Source organism: Acidaminococcales bacterium, from assembly GCA_031290885.1.
Lineage (GTDB): Bacteria > Bacillota > Negativicutes > Acidaminococcales > JAISLQ01 > JAISLQ01.
Window position 1 is genome coordinate 1 of record JAISLQ010000077.1, and the last position, 16,245, is coordinate 16,245.

Consider the following 16,245-nt stretch of genomic DNA (forward strand, 5'->3'; position numbering starts at 1 on the left):
CGGTTCAAAAACTTTTGTGCGCCATGCTCTTGTGCAGGTTGCGGGCATAATGCGACAAGGAGTAGTTTACGGCAAAATAAGTGGCGGCGATACAGCCGAATATGGCAAAAACCTGCGGCGTGGAGCTGTATTTGCCCATAATGATGATGCCTTTGCCGGTAAGTTCTTCTATGCCGACGGCCCAAACGAAAGAGGTGTCTTTTATCACGGTAGTGGCTTGGGACAGCAAGGGCGGTATCATGTTGCGCAAAGCCTGTGGGAGGATAATGTGAACGAGCGCCTGAAAATAAGTGAACCCTTGCGAGTAGGCGGCTTCCCACTGCCCGCGCGGCAACGAGTTAAGGCCGCCGCGGACGATTTCGCCGACAATGGAAGTGGTAAAGACGGACATCGCGAGTATGCCGGAATAGACCGGCGGCAGCGGCGTCAAAAAACGCGCCGCCAAAACAAAGAGCAGCGACGGTATGTTGCGCACGCAATCAATATAGACGGCCGCGAGGCGGCTGAAAACCGGATGATTGGAAAACCGCGCGGCGCCGAGGGCTATGCCGAACACCGTGCTGAACAATATGGAGAAAAAGGCTATTTCCAAAGTCGTCAAAAGGCCGGCGGCCAGAAAAAGAAATATTTCCGGTTGGAGAAGTTCCCCGATCATAATCCCACCCCTGCGGCGCGCTCCAATTTGCGGGCATAGGTGGCCAGCGGCAGGCAAAGCGACAGATAAAGCAGCCCGGTTACCGCGTAGGCCGGAGCGTAGTGGAGCGTGGTGCTGGCCCAGGAGTCGGCGTGATACATCAGGTCGCCGCCGGCGACCATCGCCATTACCGAGGTATTCTTGATAAGATTGACCACTTGGTTGGTCATGGGCGGGAAACAGACGCGTTTTGCCTGGGGCAGGATGATATGGCGCATGGCGCCGGCGAAGCTAAACCCCTGCGAGTAGGCGGCTTCCAACTGCCCGCGCGGTATGGCCTGGATACCGGCCCTTACGGCTTCCGCCATATAAGCGCCGGTATAACAGCCGATACCCAACACCCCCACCGCGAACACGGGCAGCATTATGCCGATATGGGGCAAGGCGTGATAAAGGAAAAATATTTGTATGACCAAAGGCGTGTTCTGCAAAAACTCCACATACACGCGGTTGACGGCGCGCGCCGGCGCGAACCGCGCCACGCCGAGCACGCCGACCAAAACGCCTATTGCGAGCGCAAGCATTAGGGACAGGGCGGATATAGCGATGGTTTCCGCGAAGCCGTCGGCGAAAACGCGCCAGTCGCTGAAAAGCGCCTGCCATTTAAACCAAGCTAAAGGGCTTGTTCCGCCCACTAAGAAATGCCCCATTTTTTCAATAATTTAGCCAGTTCGCCGGATTTTTTCATTTCGGCGATGGTGTCGTTGGCCAGTTTGGCCAATGCGTCGTTGCCTTTTTTGGATGCTATGCCGTATTCCTGCGGGCTGAAGCGCTCCGACAAAAGCACGGTGCTGTCGTCCACGTAACCGGCCAAAATAGCCCCATCGACGGAAAACACATTTATGCGTCCGGCATCAAGGGCGGTTTTTATTTCCGGATAGGTGCCAAATTCCAGGAAGGTTACTTTCACGCCCGCTTTGTCGGCGGCTTCCTGCAACGCCTTGCGGCTGGTCGCGCTTTGCGCTACGCCTATTATCTTGCCGTTTAAGTCTTTGACGCCTTGGATGCCGGAAGATTTTTTAACCAGCAGCCCTACGCCGTCCACAAAATAAGGTTCGGTGAAGTTGTAGGTTTTTTTGCGTTCTTCGGTTATGGTAAAAGTGGCTATGACAAAATCAATTTCGCCGGTGTCAAGGAGCGGGCCGCGGGTCTTGGCGGTTACGCCTTGGGCATCCACTTTGTTTTCGTCGCCCAGGATTTTTTTGGCGAGGACTTTCGCCAGGTCAATTTCCGCGCCTTCGATTTTGTTGGTCTTGGGGTCTTTGTAGCCAAACTTGGGCACGTCGACTTTTACGCCGACTTTAAGCACTCCGCGGGCTTTGATGGCCTTGATGTCGGCGGGATCGCCGGCGGGGGCCTGCGGCTTGGCCGCCGGGGCGCCGCCGCAGCCGGCGAGCAGCGCGCAGGCCGCTATCAGCGCCAAAAAGATAAGGTAAAGTTTTTTCATCAGTTGTTCCTCCTTGTTTTTTGTATTTATTTTTATGTTGAAAATTTAATCATTTGTGCGCGGACAATATTTTGCTCAGGAAAGACTTGGCGCGCTCGTTTTCCGGATTGGCGAAGAAGTGTTCCGGCGTGCCGCTTTCCAGGATATACCCGTCGTCCATGAAAATGACGCGGTCGCCTACTTGGCGGGCGAAGCCCATTTCATGCGTAACCACGACCATGGTTATGCCTTCTTTGGCTAAACTTACCATAACGTCAAGCACTTCCTGGATCATCTCGGGGTCAAGCGCGGATGTTGGCTCGTCAAACAGCATGATCTTCGGCCGCATGTTGAGCGCCCGGGCGATCGCTACCCGTTGCTGCTGGCCGCCGGAGAGCTGCGAAGGATAGGCGTTGGCCTTGTCGCTCAAGCCGACGCGTTCCAAAAAATACAGCCCGGACTCCACGGCTTCCCTTGCCGGGACTTTTTTGACCATGATGGGCGCGAGGGTCAGGTTTTCCAGTACGCTCTTGTGCGGATATAAATTAAACTGCTGGAAAACCATGGCCACCGACTGCCGCACCTTTGTAACCGGCGCTTTGGGGGAGGAGATCTCCACGCCGTCAACGGTTATTTTCCCGGCGCTGGGATGCTCCAGCAAGTTCATGCAACGGATCAGGGTGCTTTTCCCCGAACCGCTCGGGCCGATTATCACGAGTTTCTCGCCCGAGGCTATGGCCAGATTGATATCTTTCAGTACATGAAGGGCACCAAAATGTTTCTGGACGCCTTCCAATTTAATCAAATAAATCACTCCTGTCGGGAAGGGAAAGCAAAACAAATTTTTAAACTAATTCACAGAAAATTATATCATAAAGAATAATTAATCACAAGGGAAATATTGCCGGCCGCCCCAAATAATTATTTTGGCAAGCTTGTTAAGCGGCAAGCGGCGAAAAGGATTTTGTATACAAAAAACATTAATAAAAATTTTTATGCAAATAACGCCGGTAAAGCGCGCGCCCGCAGCTGAAGGATTTTGCCGCGGCTGCCCGGCTTGGCGTTGCCCCTTAGCTGTCGGGCGCAGTCCGCGGCGGACGGATTTGTCTTTGATGTACAAAGTCTTTTACATGCGGTATAATGAAAAGCAGTTCAAAGCGGCGGATAATCCGCCTTTGCGGCGAAAGGCCGGCATTTTGAAAACGGGCGGTTGCGCCGCCGTCTGCTTTTGGCAAAAAGATTATCGGGCGGGCGCGTTTCGCCGGACGCGTGGCCGGCCGGAGGGGGTTGCGATGATGCGCGGGTTTTGGGCGGTGTTTTTTTTAGTATGGTGCCTGGCCCTGCCGGGGACGGCGGCGGCCGAACCTGCCGGCGTCCCGGTTGAATTGGCGGCGCTGCTTGGTTTTTATCAGTCGGAAGGGGAAAGCATTCTTGTCCGTGAGCGCGAAGGCGCGCCGGAGCTGTTATATGCGGTAAGGCAAGATGATTATGCCTTTGATAGATGCAATGTTTTTCAAATGGCGAAAACCCGCTACGACGAATACAGCGTCATTGCGGCCAGTCCGCGTGACTGGCGACTGGCTATGTCGGCTAAATTCGAACGTGACCGCGATGGGCGCGGCATTACCGTCGTCATTGACAAAAGGCGATTCAGCAGGGTGTTCATGCCCAATGAAAAGGGCGGCGAAGTTTTCCGGCTTTCTTTGCCGCAGCCGCTGGAAATCATGCGCCGCGCCGCTCTGGCAGCGTCCCCCCCGCCGGACGGCGGTTTGCCGGAGGCTGAGTTGGTGGATGTAACGGCTGTGGATCCGACGATCAAAACCGCGCTTTTATACGCTACGGAGGGCAACGCCACCGGCGTGCCTGTTTATGAACAGGCACGCGCTTTTTTGGACGCCGCCGCCGCGCGTGCGCTGTCGCGGGCAAACAAACAGCTTAACGCCCACGGTTACGGCCTGCTCGTCTGGGACGCTTACCGCCCCTGGTATATAACCAAACTGCTCTACGATATACTGCCGCCGGACAAAAAGTATATGCTGGAAGCGCCGGAGGTCGGATCGCCTTACAACCGCGGGCTGTCGGTGAGCGTGTCCCTCTACAGCCTCAAGACCGGCGAGGAGATTGCCATGATCACCGGCCTTGACGAACCTTCGCCGCGCGCCTACAGCAAGTTTCAGGGCGGCGGCGAACTGGAGCGTTACCGGCGCGACCTCTTGCGCTTTTTCATGCAAAGCGAAGGGTTTGGCGGCGTGGAACATGAATGGTGGCACTTTGATTATAAAGATTTTGAAAAATACCGGCTGCTCAACAAACAGTTCGCGCAGCTGCGGTAAGAAACGCGCCGGGAGGCCAGCATGTTATTAGTGAAAGAATTTGAGTTTGACAGCGCGCATTTTTTGCCAAAATACAAAGGCAAATGCGAATCCCTGCACGGGCATACCTATAAGCTGGTGGTGAAACTTAAAGGTTTCCCCGCCCGGGACGGCATGATTATGGATTTTGCCGAATTGAAAAATACGGTTGCGGAAAAAGTCGTCGACCGGCTTGACCATACTTGCCTGAACGAGATCTTGCCGCAGCCGTCGGCGGAAAACGTCGCGGTTTGGATCTGGGACGCCCTTGCCGACGCTTTGCGCCGCGGCAATTGCGCCCTGTACGAGCTGGAACTTTGGGAGACAAGGACGAGCGGAGTTGTTTATAGGGGTGAGCCGCTGTGAAAGATGTGCAAGGGGAAAAAGACACCCGCAAAGTGCCGCTCAAACATGTCGGCATACGCGAGCTGCATTGGCCATTGAGGCTCAAGGATCGCGACCGCGGCGAACAGAGCACGGTAGGCAAGCTGTCTTTGGCCGTCGACCTGCCGCACGATGCGCGGGGAACGCATATGAGCCGCCTGGTCGAATGTTTGCGGGATGTTGACGTCATATCAAGCCAAAACATCGAATCAATACTGGACGGCTTGAAAAGGCGGCTGGAGGCGGAAAGAGCCATGATGGAAGTGGAATTTCCGTATTTTATCTATAAAAAGGCGCCGGTCAGCGGCCTGTGCGCCCCGCTGGACATTTACTGCGGCTATCACGCGGAAAAGACCGACAAATACCTTCTGAGGCTGCGCGTGGACACGCCGGTTACTACATTGTGCCCGTGCTCCAAAGAAATCAGCCGTTTTGGCGCGCACAATCAACGGGCGACCGCCCGTATCGAAGTGGAAGCCAAAGGGCGCATCTGGTTTGAGGAAATCGCCGAAATTGCCGCCGCCGGCGGCAGCAGCCAGATATATTCATTGTTGAAGCGGCCGGACGAGAAAGCCATTACCGAGGAAGCGTATGAAAATCCGCGTTTCGTCGAGGACGCGGTGCGCGAGATCGCCCTCCGGCTGGAGCGGCACCCGCGCGTCGTCTGGTACAAGGTAACGGTGGACAGCTTGGAGAGCATACATAACCACAACGCCTTCGCTTGCGTCGAGAAGGGTTGGCTGACGTGATATTGCCGGTAACCGCCTCCGCGCTGGAAGAAGAACTGAAGAGAATCGGCGTGCATCCGGGCAGCCTGCCGATTTTTCGCGCGCGCTCGGCCATAAAGCCTTTAAAGCTTTACAACGTAAGGACGCCCGCCGCCAACATTATGAAACAGGAACTTTTGGGGGCGGGGGCGGACTGCGCCATACACCGCGATTGCGTAAGCGGCCGGACGGAAAATACGGACATGCTGCTTTTGGGCACTTTGAAAGAATATCGGGAAGTTTTGCGCAAAATCGCGCCCATGCCGTTTTTCGGCCTGCCGGAAATAGCGGACGAACTTAAAGCTTGCATAGAAAGGCCAAGGCCCGGGACGCGCCTGGCGGACGGGCGCCCGCTTGATTACAGCCGCGTCCTGATAATGGGCATTGTCAATGTTACCGGCGATTCTTTTTACGCCGCGTCGCGGGCGCGCAGCGCCGCCGAGGCCGCCGCCGCCGCCGGGCGCATGTTGGAGGAAGGGGCGGACATAATCGATGTCGGCGCGGAATCCACCCGCCCCGGCTCTTTGCCGGCAAGCCCGGAGGAAGAATTGGAAAGGCTGGTTTCCGCCATACGGGCGATCAAAAAGGATTTCCCCCACAGCGTCGTGTCCGCGGACACTTATCGGGTCGCTGCCGCTCGCGCCGCCATAGACGAAGGCGCCGATATCGTCAACGACATAACGGGCGCGGCCAGCCCGGAGATGATCCTGCTCGTCGCTGGGCGCGGCGTGCCGATCATTATCACGCACATGCGGGGGGTGCCGAAAACCATGCAGGATAGCCCGGCCTATAACGATGTCGTCCGCGAGGTCTGCGAGTTTTTGGACGGGCGCGGCGCGGCGCTCAAGCAAGCCGGCGCGGGACGGGAAAAAATAATCGTCGATCCCGGCATCGGGTTTGGCAAAACAACCGCAAACAATCTTGAGCTTTTGCGTCGGCTGGGCGAGTTTACCGGCTTGGGCTACCCGGTTTTGCTCGCCGCTTCGCGCAAGACGGTCATAGGCGAAACGTTGGGCGCGCTTTTGCCCGAGGAGCGGCTGGAAGGGACTATCGCCCTTAGCTGCCAGGCGGTGGTGGCGGGCGCCAATATAGTGCGGGTACACGACGTGAAAGAAAACGCCAAAGCCATCAGGATGCTGGAGGCGGTGCGCTGATGGCCGTGGCGTATATAGGCTGCGGCTCCAATCTTGGCGAACGGGAGGGGCAGATAAGGGACGCGCTCAAACGAATGGGCGCTTGGGGCATAAAGGTGGAAAAAGTATCCTCATTTGTAGAGAGCGCGCCTTACGGACCCATTGTTCAGCCTGATTTTGTCAACGCCGCCTGCCTGGCCTTGACCGATCTGTCTCCCAGGGAGCTGCTTGCGGCACTCAAAAGCATAGAACGGGAGATGGGCCGCCTGCCCGCCGCGCGTTGGGGGCCGCGCAACATAGACCTTGACATTTTGCTGTATGATAAAATAACATTAAATGACGACGATCTTGTCATCCCGCACAAAGATCTGCCGAACAGACGCTTCGCGCTGCTGCCGCTTATCCAGCTGGCGGGGGACGATTTCATCCATCCCGTCAGCGGCCTTTCCCTTCGGCGGCTTCTGGCGGCTCTCGAAACGAAGGGAAAATAATCCTGAAAGTGAGAAAAATGCCTTGAACTCTCTGCAATCGCTGAAAAAACTGCTGGTTTACAGAAACATCCTGTCCGATCCCTTGCTGCTGGCCATGATGGACGCCGAGAGCGGCGACAGTTGCGAAACCGCCGGGCGGCTTGTCGCCAAAGCCGAAGAAATCGGCTTGTCCGGAGATATTGTCAAGGAATATATCATCTACCTGCTCAACAGCGTAGAAAGCGTGTTCAGCCGGACGGCCGAACACGCGGACGGCAAAATAGGGGATGGGTTGCTGGCGGCGGCGGAACACGACGTTAAAATACTGCGCGGGCTTTTTCGGCAGGATATGGAAATGTTTTGCTGGCCGCTCTTGAAAAATTACCGGCCGACAATCCCCGGACAAAGCAAATCCAGGCAGGGCATCCGCAAATTCTTCCTGCCTGACGGCAACATGACCGACGCCGACGCCGTCCGCGGCCTGCGCCGCCATTACCGGCATTACGGCTACGGCGCCTTGGCCGACTATATGGCCTTCAAATGGGACGAGAAAGGACAAAAGCTGGTAGGCGTCAATAGCTGCGATAACATTACTTTTGACGGTCTTATCGGCTACGGCCGCCAGAAAAAGGAACTTATCGACAATACGGAGGCCTTTTTGAAGGGGCTGCCCGCCAACAACGTACTGCTTTTCGGCGAACGCGGTGCCGGCAAGTCCTCTTCCGTCAAGGCGCTCATAAACAAATTCTTCGACGACGGGCTGCGCCTCGTGGAGATACCCCGGTCTCAGTTCGCGCAGCTGCCGGCCGTCATGGGCGGCCTGAAAAACTGGGGCAAAAAATTCATACTTTATTTGGACGACTTGTCCTTTGAAGAATTTGAAGTGGAATACAAGCAACTCAAATCAATCATCGACGGCGGCATAGAAGCCAAGCCGGACAACGTGTTGATTTACGCCACCTCCAACCGGCGCAACATCGTCAAAGAAGTCTGGGCGGACAACGAAGGGGACGAATTGCACCGTTCCGACACCATAAACGAAAAAGTGTCGCTTGCCGACCGGTTTGGCGTCAAGATATTTTTCCCTTCGCCCGACCAGAGAGCCTACTTTGAAATAATTGCCGCCTTGGCGGCTCGCGCCGGGCTGGACATTGGCGAAGACGAGCTGCGGCGGGAAGCCGTGAAATGGGAAATGTCGCATACGGGGCGTTCCGGGCGGATCGCCAGCCAGCTCATCGCCTACCTCGGTGGGCGGCGCGAGGCAAAGGCGGGCGATAACTGACCCGGAAGGTCAGCCGTTTTTCCTCAGCGTGGCGACTATCTCCCTAAGCACCCTGTCGGCGTCCTCGCAGTCTACCTGACAGGTGCCGACGCGCTCATGGCCGCCGCCGCCGTATTGAAGCATAAGCTTGCCGACGTTGGTCTTGGCGCTGCGGTTGAGCACGCTGTAGCCGCAGGCGATCGATACGTTGATTTTAGCGCGCCCGTCGACTACCCAGCAGGAAATGTTCTGTTGCGGAAAGAGGCTGTAGATCATGAAACGATTGCCCGCGTAAATAGGCGACACGTCTCTTAGGTCGGTAACTATGACATTGCCCTCTATGCGCGTGCGCTTGAGCAGCATGTCCTTGAAAAGGGGCGCCTGCTCATGATAAAGGGTTACCCTTTCCTTTACGTCCGGGTGCGAAAGTATCTCATCAATGGTCATCTTGCGGCAATGGTTGATCAGTTCCTCCATAAGCTGCAGGTTGCTGATGCGGAAATTACGGAAACGCCCGAGCCCGGTGCGCGGGTCGGAAATAAACCCGAGCAGCACCCAGCCGGTGGGGTTTAGTATTTCTTCGGCGGTGAGGTTGCCGTCGTCAACCTTGTCCGCGGCCATGACCAGATCGCTGAAATGCGGCGGGAATTCATCTTTGCCGCCGTAATAGTCGTATATGATGCGGGCGGCGGAAGGCGCCAGGCGCGACATTCCATCCACTTCGGGCCGCCAGCCCACCCGTTCCGATTCGCTGACGTGGTGGTCAAACCACAAGCCGCAGCCTTTCACATAAGGCACGTTAGCCAAGACGTCATCGTCCGTGGCGTCAAACAAACCGTCCTGCAAATCTTTGGGATGGACAAACTTCCAACTTTCAATGATCCCTTTTTCTTTCAGCAACATGCCGCAAACGAGGCCATCGAAATCTGAACGGGTGACTAAACGCATTAATAAACACCTCTTTAATAATGAAAAATTAAAACCAGCTTTTTGGTTCCCCTACAAGTATTGTATCTTCCCCAACCGCCTTTTGTAAACAATTTAGTATGTTTTTCATAAAAAGTTTTCAATTTGCCGGTAAATTTTATGATAAAATATCATCAGCATAACAATCGCGCCCGCCGGTTTTTAACAACAAAGGCGGCAGCGCCGGAAGGGAGGATGTTTAATGGATCTTTGCGTTGGGATCATTGGCATAGCCAATAAAAAACCCAAAGAAATCAGCGACAAACTCAACAGCATAATATGGAACTACCATAGCGTCATCAGTGGGCGCATGGGCATCCCGCGACACGATCGGGACACGGGGGTCATCGCGCTTATCGTCGAAGGGGACGCCCGGGAGATCAAGGGCTTGGAAGACGCCCTGAAAGCGGTTGACGGCGTGTCCGTAAAATCGCTTTATCTAACGTAGTTTTGCGCCGCGCTTTGACCGCCGTTACCGCCCGGCGCCGCAGCGCCCTGTTTGAAGTTTTATCTTTCAGCGGAAAAGAGCGCAAGCATTAGCTGTATTTTCCGGCCGGCTGCGGATCAATTATAATTTCCGAATTTTTCTGGTGGTGGAAATATTGTCAAAAAAAACAGGCGACAGCGGAAAGTATAATTGGGCAGGCAAGTTTTTGTGCGTTTTTTTCCTCGTCCTGACAGTTTTTCTGGCGCGCGGCTATGAGTCCGTGCGCAAAGAAAACCGCCTGAACGGGTTGGCGGTCGGGGAAACTGCGGAAAGCGCCGCCGCCGCTGTCGCCGTCTGGCAGGAAAAACAACTGGACGCCTTGCTCAATATAGTATATCAAACCGGAGGCTATTACCCGGAACCGGACGCAATCGCGCGTTGCCTTGCCGCCAATCCCGACTGGCAGGCGGTATTCATCACGGATGAGCGCGGGCTTATCGTCCGCTCGGCCGGCGAGCTGTTTGAAAAGTCCGGCGTTGATTTCATCGGCTTGACCGCCCAGCACGACCTTATGGAAAAAGTAACGCTGTTTCTTCAACCGCCGCTCAAGGGCGTAGCCATCGGCGCCCCCTTCGCCAACGGGGGGGCCGGCGCGACTAATTATATCTACGCCGTCCTTGACCCTAAACCGATCGTAGACACCTTGCGCGTATATCCGGGCGTCAGCGCCATTACTTTGACCGATGCCGGCAATCGAGTGCTTTTCAGCACCGACGGCCTCTTGGTCGCCGGCCGGGGCTACCGGGAACAAAAAGGCGAGGAAATTTCCTCTTTGGGCGGCGGATTTTTTGAAATCAAGGCTGCCGGCAGCCGGACGGGCGTCTACCGGGCAAATCCCAAAGGCGCGTTCGGGTGGTCGCTGAACGCGGAAAGGCCCCTTGTCATTTGGCCGTTTTATCATGGCGTCATATATTTGAGCATGTTCCTGACCTTTTTCTTTTTCATCCTGTCTGTTTGGTTTTACAAGAAAAAACCGGCGACCGGGCGGGAATGCCCCGACCAGGCGCCGTACAAGCTTAACGAATTGCGAAAACGCATGCGGGAAATAGTTTCGATCGACCGCAACGAAGAAAAATAAGCTCCCGGCGGATTGCAACAATACATGTCATAAAGGATGCGGCAATGACCAAACAATATACAAAGCCTTGTCAATCGGGTGAGGAACACAGCGTAGCCATTACGGGCATCGGCGGCGACGGCGAGGGGATCGGCCGTATCGCGGGGTTTACGGTTTTTGTGGAAGGGGCTTTGCCGGGCGAAATTGTCCGGGCGCGCGTACGTTTTGTCAAAAAAACTTACGCCGCCGCGGAGCTTGTTTCTATTGACAAAGCGTCTCCTGAACGCGTCCTTCCGGCTTGCCCCCTGTTCGGGCGCTGCGGCGGCTGCCAGTTGCAGCATTTAAGTTATCAGGCGCAGCTTCGCGCAAAACGCGTGAAGATAGCGGACGCGCTGGAGCGGATCGCGCGCCTTGCCGCCCCTAACGTATTGCCCGCGCTCTCTTGCGCCGATCCCTGGCGCTACCGCAATAAAATGCTTTTCCCCGTGGGCGGGGAACCGGGGCGCGCCGTTATCGGCTGTTACGCGCGCGCTTCCCATCAAGTGGTGGACGTCCGGGATTGCCTCATTCAACAGCAGGCCAACAATCAAATCGCCGCCGCAACGCGCGCCTGGATGAACAAATACAACATAGTGCCTTACGACGAGGCGGCCGGCACTGGCCTTTTGCGCCATGTCATGGGACGGACGGGCGGCGCTTCCGGCGAAGTCATGGCGGCGCTTGTCGTCGGGGACGAAAACATCCCCTGCCTGCCTGAGCTTTTGCGGGATCTGCGTGAAGCGGTGCCGCAAATAACGAGCGTGTCCGCGATCGTCAAAAAAGACCGGGGGAACGCCGCGCTTTGCGGCAAGGAACATTGCCTTTGGGGCAAGCCGCAAATAACGGGCCGGCTGAACGGATTTTCCTTCAATATCTCCGCAAAATCTTTTTTTCAGGTCAACAGCCTCCTGGCGGGCGCGCTTTACGCCGCCGCGGCGGACATGGCGCAGCTTTCCGGCGGCGAAACGGTAATTGAGGCTTACTCGGGCACGGGCAGCGGCAGCGTTTATATCGCCCGGGCCGCCAAAAACCTTATCGGGGTGGAGCTGTCCGCCGACGCCGTCAGCGATGCGCGGGAAAACGCCGAGATAAACGGACTCAAAAATGTCCGCTTTATCGCCGGCGACGTGTCGGACGAATTGACGAGGCTCGCCGGGCAAGGGGCCAGGCCGGACGTTGTGTTCGCTGACCCGCCGAGGGCCGGGCTGAGCCGCAAAGCGTTGGAGGGCATCATAAAGCTGAACCCGCGCGTCGTCATTTACACGTCCTGCAATCCTTTCACGCTTGCCCGCGACGTGGCCCTGCTCGCCGGCAAATACCGGGCGGAGGAATTCTTGCCTGTCGATATGTTCCCCATGACCGCGCATATAGAATGTGTCGGCAAACTGGTTCGCGCCGGCGGATGAAAAATTGAATTTTTACCGCAAGAAAAAATCGGGATGTCCAAGATGTTCTAAATAACGCGGCAAAGATCGTTCCTCCCATTTTTAATTGGCCTGCAATTGACGCGGTTGGTTGGACAGTCCAACGGGAGGAATAAAAAATGTCAAATTTGAAGACGCGCGCCAAGGTTCTCATACTTGTCGCGTTCGCGCTTCTTGTCGCGATCGCCCTCGGCGGCACGGGCAAATATTACATGGACAAAAACATCGCCCAAAACGCCTATCAGTACAAAAATTACACCGACCCGCTTATCCGCCTCAGCAGTTTGAAAAGCGCCGTCTGGCTCGCTCACGCTACCGTGCTGGAAATGGCTCTGGCCCACAATCCGCAGAAAATTCGGGCGCTTGACCAAAATTTGCAAAAAGCCCACGATATCGCCGCCAAATCATTTAAGCAATATGAGCTTTCAGAAATTGTCGAAGAGTCCGAGGCCAAGCTGCGCCAAAAAGTGGTGGAAACTCGCGCCAAGTACGCCGAAGCGAACGCGAAAGCGTATGAAATTGCCCGTTCGTCCGAAGATGCCATCGGCAAGTTCAACGATTACCTCGAAAGGGAACTTGCCGGCAAATTCCGCCTTTATACGGACGCAATTGACGACCTGTTGGTTTTTCTGGAAGCCGGCAACATACAGGCCATGAAGGAGAGCGCCGCTGACGATGCGGTTTCCGTCAGGATAATTATGGCGGTCATCTTGTTCGGGTCCGTTATTTTAGTGGCGTTCGGGTTTTATATGTCCGGCGCCATCACCAAGGTTCTGGCCGCCGTTACCGCCGCCGCCCTTTCCATGGCGGACAACGACTTGAGCAAGCGGCTGCCGCCGGAGCTGGAAAAGCGACGCGACGAATTTGGCGATTTGGCCCGCGCGCTCAACCAAATGCAGAAAAACCTCGTTGGCGCGGTTCAGAGCCTCAGCGGCATAGCCGAAAACATCGCCGCCTCCAGCGAGGAGCTGAACGCCAACGCCGAACAGACGGCCAACTCTTCCAGCGACGTGGCCAGTTCTACTTCTAAAATAATGCAAGCCACCGAACGCTCGCTCAAGTCAATAACCGACACCGGCCATCTCATTGAGGCCACCGCCGCCAATATCCGGCAGGTGGCCGAGACGTCCAACGCCGTTGCCCAGACCGCCGGCAAAACCGCGCGGACGGCGCATGACGGCCGCGGCAACGTTGAGTCCGCCGTCGCCAGTATAGGCGCCGTCGGCGGCGGCACGGCCAAAATTACCGGGGCGGTAAACGATCTTCAGGAAAGTTCGCATAAAATAAGCGAAATAGTTGAAATGATCACGAACATAGCAAGCCAGACCAATCTCCTGGCCTTGAACGCCGCCATCGAGGCGGCGCGCGCGGGCGAACACGGCAGGGGGTTTGCCGTCGTTGCCGAGGAAGTAAGGAAGCTGGCCGAGGAATCGGGCAAGGCGGCCCATGAAATTGACGAGCTTATAGCCAAGAACACCCACAGCATCCAGCATACGGTCAGCCTCATGGACGGGCAGAAAAGCCTCGTCGGGCAGGGCGTGGAAAAGGTCAACGGATCCGGGCAAGCTTTTGTCGAGATCGCATCCCTGGTCGATTCTTTAAGCGGCCAAATCCAAGATATCAGCGCTTCTGTGCAGAAAATGGCGGCAGACAGCGAGCGTGTAGTCAACGCCACGCACGACATCAGCGATGGCGCCAACACCATACTCAACGAAATAACCAATGTGTCTTCGGCGGCCGAGGAACAGGCGGCTTCCACGCAGGAGATCGCGTCTTCCAGCCAAATGCTGGCCAAAATGGCCGAAGACCTTACCGTGCTGGCCTCCAAATTCAAATATTGACGCCAAAGCGCCCCGCAGTCGGCCGGGCAATCAGGGCGGATTGGCTCGGCGCCGGGAGGCGGCGCGCGCCTTGCCCGAAAACGACGCAAATTCCCGACGTCAAGGCGGCGGACGCTTATCTTTCTTCAGGGAATCTATAAATAACAAACGGGGAGGCGTCAACCATGCAAAACAAAATCCGTTACTTGCTGATCGTGGGTTTCGCGGCGTGTATCGCGGGCGTCATGGCCTGTCAGCCCTATGCCGCGAAAAACACTGCGGCGGCGGAAAAAAGAATTTCCCTGCCCGCGCCGGAAAAAACCGGCGGCAAAACGATAATGGAAGCGCTATGGCTGCGTAAAAGCACCAGGTCTTTCAGCGAGCGGCCCATTGCGCGGCAGGATCTGTCCAACCTTCTTTGGGCGGCCTGGGGGATCAACCGCGCAAAAGGGGGCTATCGCACTGTGCCTACGGGCATGAACAGACAAGACGCCGAGCTTTACGTAGCGCTCGAGGGCGGCGTCTGGCGCTACAACGCCGCGTCCCATGATCTTGAGCTGGCGCTGGAACTGCCGGACGTCCGCACGCGCATGGGGGGAGCGCCGGTAACTTTGTTGTACGCGGCGCCCGCCGGCAATGAGTTCTCCGGGCTGCATATCGGCAGCATGTACCAAAGCGCCGCCCTTTACTGCGCATCGGCCGGGATCGGCAACGTCGTGAAAAGGGACCGCGCGGACGCGCTGAACGGCCTGCTCAGCCTGCCGGCCGGTTATAAAATATTTATCATCCAGCTCGTCGGCATGCCCCAATAAGCCGAGCCCGGGCTCGGCTTTAACCGGCGGGGACATGTTTTGCTTTGCGAAACTTTCGGTCAATTGCCCCTTTCCGTTGCGCCGGGCGGACATTCGACCCATTGCGCGTCAACGGCAAAACCCCTGTTTCCCGGCTTCGCCGGGAAAAGGCGGCGGACTCGGCCAATCCGCCCGCGTTATCTCAAAAGCCGAGCGGCTCGCCCACTATTATAATGTGCACGTCGCTCTGGCGCGGTCGTTTATGGGTAATCGTGGTAATGTTGCAAATGCGCTCCGGGCTGTCGCAATCCATGCATACGCCGGTTACGGCGCAGGGATTTGGCCGTTTCAGCCGTTTGTTGTTGGCCGGCCCGGCGATCGCCTTGATGCGTTTGAGCCCTGTTTGGATGTCCGGCACGATTTTGTTCGCGCCGACGATAACAACTACCTTGCCCGGGCCGAAAGCGAGTGCCGCCACGCGGTTTCCGGTACCGTCGACATTGATTAGCTGGCCGTCGAGAGTTACCGCGTTGCTGCCGGTTACGAACACATCGGCGGTCAAACTGCGGCGGCGTTCGGCAAGGCTCTCCTCGCCGGTCAGTCCGGGCGCGAACGGATCGAAAATCCGGCCGCCGCGTTCCTTCAGGGCGGCGGTCAGGCCGATTTCATCCCTGGATGCCGAGCCGCCGAGGCCAACGCTGCTGCCGGCCGGTATGGACGCCAGGGCGCGGACAAGCGCGTTGGCCTTGTCTGCGGCGTATTCGGCGGTGAAATGATTTTTTTCCAAAGCCGCGACTGTTTTTTTGCCGATGGCTTCATTGTGCCATTTGATAATTTGCCCCATAAAAATCCCCCCACCTTCAATGTTTCCCGGTAAAACATTCTATAAAAATGCAGTAAAACCTTTATTTTTGTTTGAATTTATGTTATTATGGACAAATAGCCCCCGTAGGCTGCCAATAATGTTTCTGGATAAAAACGCGTCCGTAGCTCAGCGGATAGAGCACCAGCCTCCGGAGCTGGGTGCCGCAGGTTCGAGTCCTGCCGGGCGCGCCAAAAACAAACGTCAATATTATATTGATACAATGAGAAGCCCTTGCAAGCAAGGGCTTCTCAGCATTTTTGCGGCAAAAATCAACCATATCGATCGCAATGGCAAAGCGGCGCCGGGCGCG

At 56.3% G+C, this 16,245-nt stretch carries 17 protein-coding genes and 1 tRNA gene; 12 read left to right on the forward strand and 6 right to left on the reverse strand.

The annotated features are described in order from the left end of the window. Nucleotides 1–4: 4 nt before the first annotated feature. Genes LBO03_09875 through LBO03_09890 form a run of 4 tightly spaced genes read right to left on the reverse strand, consistent with a single transcriptional unit; the run spans nucleotide 5 to nucleotide 2,925 of the window. Nucleotides 5–655 (reverse strand): amino acid ABC transporter permease, encoded by a 651-nt coding sequence (locus LBO03_09875; protein MDR3349882.1) that lies wholly within the window; start codon nucleotides 653–655, stop codon nucleotides 5–7. Next, nucleotides 652–1,329, reverse strand: coding sequence for an amino acid ABC transporter permease (locus tag LBO03_09880; GenBank protein ID MDR3349883.1), 678 nt, complete (start codon nucleotides 1,327–1,329; stop codon nucleotides 652–654). The genes LBO03_09875 and LBO03_09880 overlap by 4 nt, the downstream gene beginning before the upstream one ends. Then, complete coding sequence (locus tag LBO03_09885; GenBank protein ID MDR3349884.1) at nucleotides 1,329–2,141, reverse strand: transporter substrate-binding domain-containing protein; 813 nt, start codon at nucleotides 2,139–2,141, stop codon at nucleotides 1,329–1,331. Before LBO03_09885 ends, LBO03_09880 begins: the two co-directional genes overlap by 1 nt. A gap of 49 nt (nucleotides 2,142–2,190) precedes the next feature. Beyond that, on the reverse strand, nucleotides 2,191–2,925 hold the full coding sequence (locus LBO03_09890) for an amino acid ABC transporter ATP-binding protein (GenBank protein ID MDR3349885.1): 735 nt from the start codon (nucleotides 2,923–2,925) through the stop codon (nucleotides 2,191–2,193). A 487-nt stretch (nucleotides 2,926–3,412) separates the two neighbouring features. On the opposite strand from LBO03_09890, the gene LBO03_09895 reads away from it, so the two are divergent. The 6 genes from LBO03_09895 to LBO03_09920 are packed head-to-tail and all read left to right on the forward strand — an operon-like array spanning nucleotide 3,413 to nucleotide 8,507. After that, nucleotides 3,413–4,453, forward strand: a complete 1,041-nt coding sequence (locus LBO03_09895; protein MDR3349886.1) for a hypothetical protein — start codon at nucleotides 3,413–3,415, stop codon at nucleotides 4,451–4,453. A 21-nt stretch (nucleotides 4,454–4,474) separates the two neighbouring features. Then, entirely contained in the window at nucleotides 4,475–4,837 is a 363-nt protein-coding gene (queD, locus tag LBO03_09900; GenBank protein MDR3349887.1) for a 6-carboxytetrahydropterin synthase QueD, read from the forward strand. Beyond that, complete coding sequence (folE2, locus tag LBO03_09905) at nucleotides 4,834–5,604, forward strand: GTP cyclohydrolase FolE2 (protein ID MDR3349888.1); 771 nt, start codon at nucleotides 4,834–4,836, stop codon at nucleotides 5,602–5,604. The genes queD and folE2 overlap by 4 nt, the downstream gene beginning before the upstream one ends. Then, nucleotides 5,601–6,776: a dihydropteroate synthase gene (gene folP, locus LBO03_09910; GenBank protein ID MDR3349889.1), complete on the forward strand. Its 1,176-nt coding sequence runs from the start codon at nucleotides 5,601–5,603 to the stop codon at nucleotides 6,774–6,776. The genes folE2 and folP overlap by 4 nt, the downstream gene beginning before the upstream one ends. Further along, nucleotides 6,776–7,246 (forward strand): 2-amino-4-hydroxy-6-hydroxymethyldihydropteridine diphosphokinase, encoded by a 471-nt coding sequence (gene folK, locus LBO03_09915; GenBank protein ID MDR3349890.1) that lies wholly within the window; start codon nucleotides 6,776–6,778, stop codon nucleotides 7,244–7,246. The genes folP and folK overlap by 1 nt, the downstream gene beginning before the upstream one ends. A gap of 22 nt (nucleotides 7,247–7,268) precedes the next feature. Next, entirely contained in the window at nucleotides 7,269–8,507 is a 1,239-nt protein-coding gene (locus LBO03_09920; protein MDR3349891.1) for an ATP-binding protein, read from the forward strand. Nucleotides 8,508–8,516: 9 nt separating this feature from the next. Here the strand turns inward: LBO03_09920 and LBO03_09925 are convergent, their stop codons facing one another. Continuing rightward, nucleotides 8,517–9,434 carry an exopolyphosphatase gene (locus LBO03_09925; protein MDR3349892.1) on the reverse strand — a complete coding sequence of 306 codons (918 nt, stop codon included), beginning with the start codon at nucleotides 9,432–9,434 and terminating at the stop codon, nucleotides 8,517–8,519. 220 nt (nucleotides 9,435–9,654) lie between these two features. Between LBO03_09925 and LBO03_09930 the strand changes: the two genes are divergently transcribed. The 5 genes from LBO03_09930 (at nucleotide 9,655) to LBO03_09950 (ending at nucleotide 15,091) form a co-directional block, all read left to right on the forward strand. Next, on the forward strand, nucleotides 9,655–9,900 hold the full coding sequence (locus LBO03_09930) for a hypothetical protein (GenBank protein ID MDR3349893.1): 246 nt from the start codon (nucleotides 9,655–9,657) through the stop codon (nucleotides 9,898–9,900). 154 nt (nucleotides 9,901–10,054) lie between these two features. Then, the gene (locus LBO03_09935) at nucleotides 10,055–11,017 is read left to right on the forward strand and encodes a hypothetical protein (protein ID MDR3349894.1); all 963 of its coding nucleotides are present in this window, start codon (nucleotides 10,055–10,057) and stop codon (nucleotides 11,015–11,017) included. A gap of 44 nt (nucleotides 11,018–11,061) precedes the next feature. Beyond that, complete coding sequence (gene rlmD / locus LBO03_09940; protein MDR3349895.1) at nucleotides 11,062–12,441, forward strand: 23S rRNA (uracil(1939)-C(5))-methyltransferase RlmD; 1,380 nt, start codon at nucleotides 11,062–11,064, stop codon at nucleotides 12,439–12,441. 137 nt (nucleotides 12,442–12,578) lie between these two features. After that, nucleotides 12,579–14,300 (forward strand): methyl-accepting chemotaxis protein, encoded by a 1,722-nt coding sequence (locus LBO03_09945; protein MDR3349896.1) that lies wholly within the window; start codon nucleotides 12,579–12,581, stop codon nucleotides 14,298–14,300. Between the two features lie 164 nt (nucleotides 14,301–14,464). Next, nucleotides 14,465–15,091 (forward strand): nitroreductase family protein, encoded by a 627-nt coding sequence (locus tag LBO03_09950; protein MDR3349897.1) that lies wholly within the window; start codon nucleotides 14,465–14,467, stop codon nucleotides 15,089–15,091. A 181-nt stretch (nucleotides 15,092–15,272) separates the two neighbouring features. On the opposite strand, the gene LBO03_09955 is transcribed toward LBO03_09950, so the two are convergent. Beyond that, a complete protein-coding gene (locus LBO03_09955; GenBank protein MDR3349898.1) occupies nucleotides 15,273–15,914 on the reverse strand; it encodes a lactate utilization protein in 642 nt (213 codons plus the stop codon). A 136-nt stretch (nucleotides 15,915–16,050) separates the two neighbouring features. Between LBO03_09955 and LBO03_09960 the strand changes: the two genes are divergently transcribed. Further along, nucleotides 16,051–16,126, forward strand: a tRNA-Arg gene (locus tag LBO03_09960). The last annotated feature ends 119 nt before the right edge of the window (nucleotides 16,127–16,245 follow it).

Coding starts and splice junctions, on each gene's coding strand:
- rlmD (MDR3349895.1), top strand. CDS start 11,062: ATGACCAAACAATATACAAAGCCTTGTCAATCGGGTGAGGAACACAGC.
- LBO03_09945 (MDR3349896.1), top strand. CDS start 12,579: ATGTCAAATTTGAAGACGCGCGCCAAGGTTCTCATACTTGTCGCGTTC.
- LBO03_09955 (MDR3349898.1), bottom strand. CDS start 15,914: ATGGGGCAAATTATCAAATGGCACAATGAAGCCATCGGCAAAAAAACA.
- LBO03_09895 (MDR3349886.1), top strand. CDS start 3,413: ATGATGCGCGGGTTTTGGGCGGTGTTTTTTTTAGTATGGTGCCTGGCC.
- LBO03_09875 (MDR3349882.1), bottom strand. CDS start 655: ATGATCGGGGAACTTCTCCAACCGGAAATATTTCTTTTTCTGGCCGCC.
- LBO03_09930 (MDR3349893.1), top strand. CDS start 9,655: ATGGATCTTTGCGTTGGGATCATTGGCATAGCCAATAAAAAACCCAAA.
- folK (MDR3349890.1), top strand. CDS start 6,776: ATGGCCGTGGCGTATATAGGCTGCGGCTCCAATCTTGGCGAACGGGAG.
- LBO03_09950 (MDR3349897.1), top strand. CDS start 14,465: ATGCAAAACAAAATCCGTTACTTGCTGATCGTGGGTTTCGCGGCGTGT.
- queD (MDR3349887.1), top strand. CDS start 4,475: ATGTTATTAGTGAAAGAATTTGAGTTTGACAGCGCGCATTTTTTGCCA.
- LBO03_09925 (MDR3349892.1), bottom strand. CDS start 9,434: ATGCGTTTAGTCACCCGTTCAGATTTCGATGGCCTCGTTTGCGGCATG.
- LBO03_09885 (MDR3349884.1), bottom strand. CDS start 2,141: ATGAAAAAACTTTACCTTATCTTTTTGGCGCTGATAGCGGCCTGCGCG.